The sequence below is a fragment of the Dyella sp. genome (genome assembly GCF_035486915.1).
Classification (GTDB): domain Bacteria; phylum Pseudomonadota; class Gammaproteobacteria; order Xanthomonadales; family Rhodanobacteraceae; genus Dyella_B.
Genome location: NZ_DATHMR010000096.1, coordinates 1 through 7,042 on the forward strand (window position 1 = coordinate 1; position 7,042 = coordinate 7,042).

The 7,042-nt window shown below is 55.6% G+C and carries 6 protein-coding genes and 1 tRNA gene; 6 read left to right on the top strand and 1 reads right to left on the bottom strand.

Going from position 1 to position 7,042, the window contains the following annotated elements; genetic code table 11:
- Together VK725_RS07555 and VK725_RS07560 are read left to right on the top strand one after the other, a co-directional pair.
- The coding region (locus tag VK725_RS07555; RefSeq protein ID WP_325317447.1) for a 7-cyano-7-deazaguanine synthase at window positions 1–295 on the top strand (295 nt) is incomplete at its 5' end.
- Window positions 296–371: 76 nt separating this feature from the next.
- A tRNA-Lys gene (locus tag VK725_RS07560) sits at window positions 372–447 on the top strand.
- A 332-nt stretch (window positions 448–779) separates the two neighbouring features.
- Here the strand turns inward: VK725_RS07560 and VK725_RS07565 are convergent.
- A complete protein-coding gene (locus tag VK725_RS07565; RefSeq protein WP_325317448.1) occupies window positions 780–1,184 on the bottom strand; it encodes a YciI family protein in 405 nt (134 codons plus the stop codon).
- 684 nt (window positions 1,185–1,868) lie between these two features.
- On the opposite strand from VK725_RS07565, the gene VK725_RS07570 reads away from it, so the two are divergent.
- The 4 genes from VK725_RS07570 to VK725_RS07585 all read left to right on the top strand — a co-directional run bounded on the left by VK725_RS07570 (window position 1,869) and on the right by VK725_RS07585 (window position 6,406).
- Window positions 1,869–2,648: a gluconate 2-dehydrogenase subunit 3 family protein gene (locus tag VK725_RS07570; protein ID WP_325317449.1), complete on the top strand. Its 780-nt coding sequence runs from the start codon at window positions 1,869–1,871 to the stop codon at window positions 2,646–2,648.
- 2 nt (window positions 2,649–2,650) lie between these two features.
- A complete protein-coding gene (locus VK725_RS07575; RefSeq protein WP_325317450.1) occupies window positions 2,651–4,420 on the top strand; it encodes a GMC family oxidoreductase in 1,770 nt (589 codons plus the stop codon).
- A 5-nt stretch (window positions 4,421–4,425) separates the two neighbouring features.
- Entirely contained in the window at window positions 4,426–5,769 is a 1,344-nt protein-coding gene (locus tag VK725_RS07580; protein WP_325317451.1) for a cytochrome c, read from the top strand.
- A 235-nt stretch (window positions 5,770–6,004) separates the two neighbouring features.
- Entirely contained in the window at window positions 6,005–6,406 is a 402-nt protein-coding gene (locus VK725_RS07585) for a cupin domain-containing protein (RefSeq protein WP_325317452.1), read from the top strand.
- Window positions 6,407–7,042 lie beyond the last annotated feature (636 nt).

Sequence of the window (7,042 nt, forward strand, 5' to 3'; positions counted from 1 at the left end):
CTCCGGCTATCCCGACTGCCGCCCTGCGTTCATCGAATCCTTTGAAAAACTCGCCAACGTAGCAACGAAGGCGGGCGTGGAAGGTGCCGGTATCCGCATCCATGCGCCCTTGATGGCCATGAGCAAGGCCGATATCGCCCGCGAAGGCCAGCGCCTGGGCGTGGATTTTACCGAGACCGTCAGCTGCTATCAGGCCGACGCCCAAGGCCGCGCCTGCGGCCATTGCGATGCCTGCCGGCTGCGTGCGCAGGGTTTTCGCGAGGCCGGGCTTCCCGATCCAACGCGGTACGCCTGATTTGCTTGTGCCATCGGCACCTAGACCTTAAAATAGTGGGCTAGCTATTTTTCAAGTAGCAGGTTCACCCGCTTTCGGGCCGTTAGCTCAGTCGGTAGAGCAGTAGACTTTTAATCTATTGGTCGACAGTTCGAATCTGTCACGGCCCACCAATTTGAAACCCGCATGGCTTAAGGCTTTGCGGGTTTTTTGTTGTCTGCAAATTTAGACGTAAACGCCCGAATCAATACGCCAGTGCCAGTGACAATTTGCGTTTGTAAGATGCCTGCGAATGTCGATCTGATGTGATCTAAAGCATTAGGAGGGAACTATGGCGAGGTGGAACGACCTTCGCTTTCAGCGTCCAAATTCGCGCAGAATTCGACGCTAGCGTTTTCAAATCGTAGTGTCCGTTTGAGATCGAAAGGGGGCGTTCAACGTTTGATATGAGAGGCGTGGCCCGGCTCAGGTCGCCGCGGCTGCGCGCAATGACTTTCGCAGTGAGTCATTCTCTATCGCCGAAATTCTCGGGCATTTCACTGCTCAACTTAAATGCGCTGGCCCGTTCCTCTTCAATGGGGCGAACCTCGTATGTCAAACCGCAAGCCAGGCAAGGATTCTGCGCGGCAAGTGCCGCAGCGTCGTCCAGGCTGCCAGCTAAGAAGAACCAGTAGCCGCCCACAACCTCTTTACCTTCGGCAAAGGGGCCATCAATCACGCCGTCTCTTGATACAACTTTTGCCTCTCTCGCGAGCCGCTGTCCCGTTTTCATCACCCCTTCGCTGACCAGTCGATCGTGCCAGATGTAGAAGTCGTCGATCGCCTTCTGTATTTCCTCCAGCGATCTGTCTTTGTCCCACTGCCCGCGGGAGATGACGAGGTACTCCGATAGCGAGGTCATGTCGATCATGGATTCTCCCAATGGTGCCACTCGTTCGTCTTAGAGGTTCTCAGGGCGTCTATCTGGTTGTTCGAGCCAGCCTAATCGGCCCCGCACTGGAACGACGAACGGGGTTTTCGGGAATCGACATCGCCCCGCGAATTTTTCCGACGGTGGCGGCGCAAGGCACGGGCGTCGATTTCCTAAGGCCGCTTTCGGCCGAACCGTCCCGATTTACGAAGAGAGGAAGCACAGCTGGGTGGTGATGTCCGAGGGTATTGAACATCTGAATTAGGCGATTTTGTAACGTCTGCTTGCGAACCAAGGCCGACACTACGTGTGACGCAATCGATGCGGTGGCCGGTTCTGCACACATGCAGAGGGGTCATATCGTTCGCTAGTTTCTCTCTGGCGTCATCCACGACACGACGTCGGAGCGACAGGAAGAGTGACGTGTCGAAGTTCGCTCGCCGCAGATCGAACGTACGCATAGCGTTTGCATCTGCACGATGAATTATCGCGACGTCCCCTGAGGTTGGTGTCACAAGGACCGTGTTTGATCATTGCACGATACGGCCACAACACCGTTTACGAATTCATCACTTATTCGCGCAAAGAAAAGAATAGGATCGTCCGGCGACTCACGCGTTGCTTTCGATTCGCGGGAGACTCAGGCCATACCCACCGATGTCTTTCGGCAATACGAGGGGTCATATGGATAAGCCAGTTCCTGGTCGGCGCCACTTCCTGATCAGTACCGCTGTCGTGGCGGGCACCAGTCTAGCGGGTGCCATCAGTGCCAACATCCGCGATGGTGAGCTCGGCGCTCCACCGCGCACTTATAAAGGAGGCGTTCCGTGGACCGAAGGTCAGGCGGACTCGCCACCAGGCGTTTCAGGCGATGACTTCAAGTTTTTCACCGCCGCCGAGCGGGCGTTTATCGAGGCTGCAGTCAGCCGTCTAATTCCGAATGATGAGATCGGCCCTGGGGCCGTTGAAGCTAATGTGCCCTTCTTCATAGATAGGCAATTGGCGGGGCCATTCGGTCGCGGCGATCACTATTACTTGGGAGGGCCATGGCCCAAGGGTACGCCTGAGCAGGGTTATCAGAGCCGCTTTTCGCCAGCCCAACTGTATCGCGCGGCGATCACAGCCATCGACAAATACACGCACGCGAACTTCAATGGCGCCGACTTTGCGAAGCTTTCCGATGACGATCGCGACAAGCTGTTGAAGAGCATGGAAAGCGGTTCTCTCCAGCTCGAAGATGGGGTCGACGCCAAGACATTCTTCGCCATGCTGTTGCAGAACACCAAGGAAGGTTATTTCTCCGATCCGATTTACGGTGGCAACAAGGACATGGCGGCGTGGAAAATGATTGGCTTTCCAGGCGCGCATTACGATTACCGCGAATGGGTGACACGCCACGGTGAACCGGTACCCTTTCCACCCGTGAGCTTCAAGGGCCGTCCCGGCTGGAATGGGGAGAGCTGAGTATGGCAACGACGTTGAAGCCAGTTGACGCAGTCATCGTTGGATTTGGCTGGACCGGGGCGATCCTGGCGCAGCAATTGGCAGACGCAGGCCTCGAAGTTCTTGCTCTGGAGCGCGGTCCATGGCGCGACACATCGACGGATTTTGCAACGGGTTTCGCGCAAGATGAGCTGCGCTATATGTGGCGGCATCATCTTTTTCAAAACGTCTCCGACGACACGCTGACCATCCGCAACAACGTCAATCAGACTGCGCTGCCAATGCGGCATCTTGGCTCATTTCTTCTAGGTACTGGCGTTGGTAGCGGTGGCGTGCACTGGAACGGCCAGATATGGCGATTCTTGCCATCGGATTTTCTGACCAAGAGCAACAACGAACAACGCTACGGAAAGAAATCCGTTACCGATTATGATCTCACGGTACAAGATTGGGGTGTGACGTACGAGGAGCTCGAACCGTTCTACAACCAATTCGACGTGCTATGCGGGACCAGCGGCAAGGCAGGCAATCTCAACGGTCAGATTCAACCGGGTGGCAACCCTTTCGAGGGCGCGCGCTCGGCGGAATATCCCACCCCGCCCATGCCGCAAACATATGGGCCGACGTTGTTCGGCAAAGCGGCGGCCGAACTTGGAAGGCATCCGTTCCCTCACCCCACCGGCAATCTGTCGCAACCCTACGTCAATAATCTCGGTGCACAGCTTGGCGCCTGCACGTATTGCGGCTTCTGCGAAAAATTCGGTTGTGGCAATTACTCCAAGGCCAGCCCTCAAACCACCGTCTTGCCCTATGTAATGGCCAAGAGCAATTTCACGTTGCGCACGGAAAGCGAGGTGTTAAAGGTTGAGTTATCTCCCGACCGCAAACATGCTACCGGAGTCAGCTACGTCAATAGCGCAGGGGAAGAATTCTTCCAGCCCGCATCGTTGGTGATTCTGTCCTCCTATATTTTGCAAAATGTGCGGCTGTTGTTGCTCTCGGGCATCGGCACGCCATATGACCCCCAAACTGGTGCGGGAGTAGTAGGAAAAAACTACGCGTATCAGACGATGTCATCGGTGAATGTTTTCTTCGATGACAAGCTGATCAATCCTTTCATCGGCGCCGGTGCACTCGCCACCGTAGTCGACGATTTCAACGGCGACAATTTCGATCACTCGGGACTGGGTTTCATCGGCGGCGCCTACATCGCCGGCATGATTACCGGCGGCCGTCCCATCGAAATGATCTATACGCCGCAAGGTACTCCTGCCTGGGGCTTGGCATGGAAACATGCGGCAGCCAAGAATTATCTGCGCTCCTTTAGCTTGAGTGTGCATGGCTCATGCATGAGCCATCGTGGGAATTATCTCGACCTAGACCCCACGTATCGCGATATTCACGGCCGGCCGATGCTGCGAATGACGTTCGACTTTACGGACAACGAGCACAAGATGTCCGATTACCTGACCGATCGCGCCGCAGAGATCGCCAAGGCGATGAATCCGCGTGAGATCAAGCTCAATCGGCGTATTGGCTCATGGAATGTTGTGCCCTACCAAACCACGCACAACACGGGTGGCGCAATCATGGGTGACAGCCCCGCCAACAGTGTGGTCAACAAATACCTGCAAAGCTGGGACGTGCCCAACGTATTCTCGATGGGGGCCGGTGCCTTCCCGCAGAACGCCGGCTATAACCCCACAGGTACCGTGGCTGCGTTGGCGTATCACTCGGCGCAAGCGATCATTCAACAATATCTTAAAAATCCCGGTCCATTGGTACAGGCGTAAACGCCATGCGCATGCTACTTCGCATCGTAGGAGTGCTGATTGTTCTTAGCCTGGTTGCCGGCGCCTATTTCGCCTGGAGTCTAAGTCACGCTGTCGCGTTGCCCGCCGGACCTGTTACATCGGTGGCGGCTGCGAAGATCTTGCTGGAACCGATCGCCGATGGTCCCAACGCAGCGCAGCTTCGCCAAGGGCAATATTTGGCTCGGTTAGGTGATTGTTTGTCATGTCACCTGCGCGCTGATGGTGAACCGTTCGCGGGAGGCCTGGGATTGAATACGCCCTTTGGCGTGATCTATACCTCCAATATTTCTTCAGACCCTAATCATGGCATCGGCAATTGGACACCCGATCAATTCTATCGCGCCATGCATGACGGCATTGGCGGTCATGGTCAGCATCTGTATCCCGCTTTTCCATATCCATGGTTTCGCAACCTGAGCCGCCAGGACGATGACGCCCTGCTTGCTTATTTGAAGACAACACCTCCCGTCGATTATCAGCCACCTGGCAATGAACTTGTCTTTCCTATGAACGTGCGAGCCGCAGTATCGGTGTGGAATCTACTGCCACTACCTCCACGGCCAGGGACGCAAACACCGCAGGGCGCTACAACCGAATGGAGTCGTGGCGAAGCACTTGTCCTGGGGCCTGGCCATTGCAGTCAATGTCACACTCCACGTAACCATTTCGGCGCGGACAAGCAGGGTGAGGCGTTCCAAGGTGGCGTCCTAGACAACTTTGTATCGCCTGACTTGACGGGCAATCCGCGCACGGGCTTGGGAAGTTGGACCGTCGACGACATTGCCGAGTACTTGCGTACGGGACGAAATACTCGCGCAGCGGCAGGCGGCCCCATGGGCGATGTCGTTACCTATTCGACGTCATTGATGACCGATGAAGATCGACATGCGATTGCCGTATATCTGAAAAGCTTGCCCGCGAGTGCCGCCGCTGACGTGACGGCTCCGGACCCAGCATCCATGAAGCGCGGCGCCGCCGTTTTCTCCGATGCGTGCACGGCTTGTCATCTCGAAAACGCAGTGGGTCAACCGACGCTCTTTCCCCCGCTAGGGAATAATGCAGTCACCCAACAAAACGATCCCACAGGGGTGCTGCATATCATTTTGGCGGGAGTGCGCGTTGGACCATCGCCGACGCGCCCCTCCCCGCTGACTATGCCGAGCTTTGCGTGGAAGCTTACGGACCAGCAAGTTGCGGACGTCAGCACTTATATCCGAAATAGTTGGGGCAATCGGGCCTCTCCGGTGACAGCACAGGACGTGGCAAAACTGCGCAGCAAGTTGCAGTTGGATGAGATTCACCTCACTGACAACTCTGGCGATCACTGACTTTTCGATATCCGCCGCCCCGAATCGGAGCGGCCCGGATAGAAAGTCCGCTTCAAGTTTGCTCAGAACCAAATTCGTGCGCGTAGCGGAGTTGTGGAACTTATCGCCATTCATTTGAAGTCAGTGGAATGACTCCATGGTCGCCATGCTCCAGTTCGACCTATGACATTTTGAGCTGTCGATTAACGAGGAACAACGCATCGCTTACCAACACATAGCGTCTTAAGGGTTTGCCATGAAAACGACTCGAATCATTGCCAGTGCAGCACTGGCCCTCGCAAGCGCACTCGTGCTCCAACCGGCACTGGCACAGCAGCCGGGAGTCCATCGTACCGAGTTGCAGCGGCACGACATCAGCATCCCTGGATGGGAGGTTGTCCACGTGCGCATCGACATCGGCCCAGGAATGACCGTCCCAAATCACAAACATCCCGGTGAAGAGGTCGTCTACGTGCTTGATGGCTCGCTTGAGTATCGTCTCGAAGGCAGCGCTCCGGTTACGCTCAAGGCGGGGGATGTTTTGTTCATCCCGAAAGGAATCGTTCACAACGTGAAGAATGTTGGCAGCGACAATGCTTCCGAACTCTCAGTGTATGTCGTCGAAAAAGGTAAGCCGCTGGTCGAACCGGTTAAGTGATCTGCCGCAATTTTGTTTATCCATTCGGCGCGCACGTGGCCCCTTTATCGAACCGCGGGAAAGGTCGCGTCTTTTTACATTTCTCTGTAAAGAGATGATATTCGAGTGTCTCGCACCCAACTTGAAAGCTTGGAGTTTCACGAAATATCTGACAGAGCTTGCGGTGCAGTGCACTCATGTCCGCCGGCAAAGCAGTGCGAGGAGCCCCGTTTTCGACGACGGACACTTGGCTCAAGACACCGAATTCAACAGCAGGAAATGGAAGACGATGAATGGAGATCTAGTCGCTACAGGCAAATTGCTTAATCATGCCGATGTCGTCTGAAAATCCACGCTGGCTGCCTTCGATAGCCGCTCGGTCCGCTTCGATATGCCGACCGCGAAGCCCTCTGCGGAGGCAGCCACTAAAGCGGCATAAAGTAATGGACTGACGCTCAGGGCAGCCCCATGAAATTCTCATCGATCACTTGATAACCTTTTCGATCGTATATTGCGCCGCTTCTTCAAAGGACTGCGCGATTCGATCGATGTGCTCGCCCAACTCCGGTGGCTCTTGAGTTTCCAGGAAATTCGGGAGCAGCACGGCGATGATGATGGCATCCGCGTATCGCTGTCGGCTTCGCATTTCTCTCGCTA

Excerpts from the sequence above, each read along its gene's own strand:
- VK725_RS07570 (WP_325317449.1), top strand. The coding sequence starts at position 1,869 with ATGGATAAGCCAGTTCCTGGTCGGCGCCACTTCCTGATCAGTACCGCT.
- VK725_RS07585 (WP_325317452.1), top strand. The coding sequence starts at position 6,005 with ATGAAAACGACTCGAATCATTGCCAGTGCAGCACTGGCCCTCGCAAGC.
- VK725_RS07575 (WP_325317450.1), top strand. The coding sequence starts at position 2,651 with ATGGCAACGACGTTGAAGCCAGTTGACGCAGTCATCGTTGGATTTGGC.
- VK725_RS07580 (WP_325317451.1), top strand. The coding sequence starts at position 4,426 with ATGCGCATGCTACTTCGCATCGTAGGAGTGCTGATTGTTCTTAGCCTG.
- VK725_RS07565 (WP_325317448.1), bottom strand. The coding sequence starts at position 1,184 with ATGATCGACATGACCTCGCTATCGGAGTACCTCGTCATCTCCCGCGGG.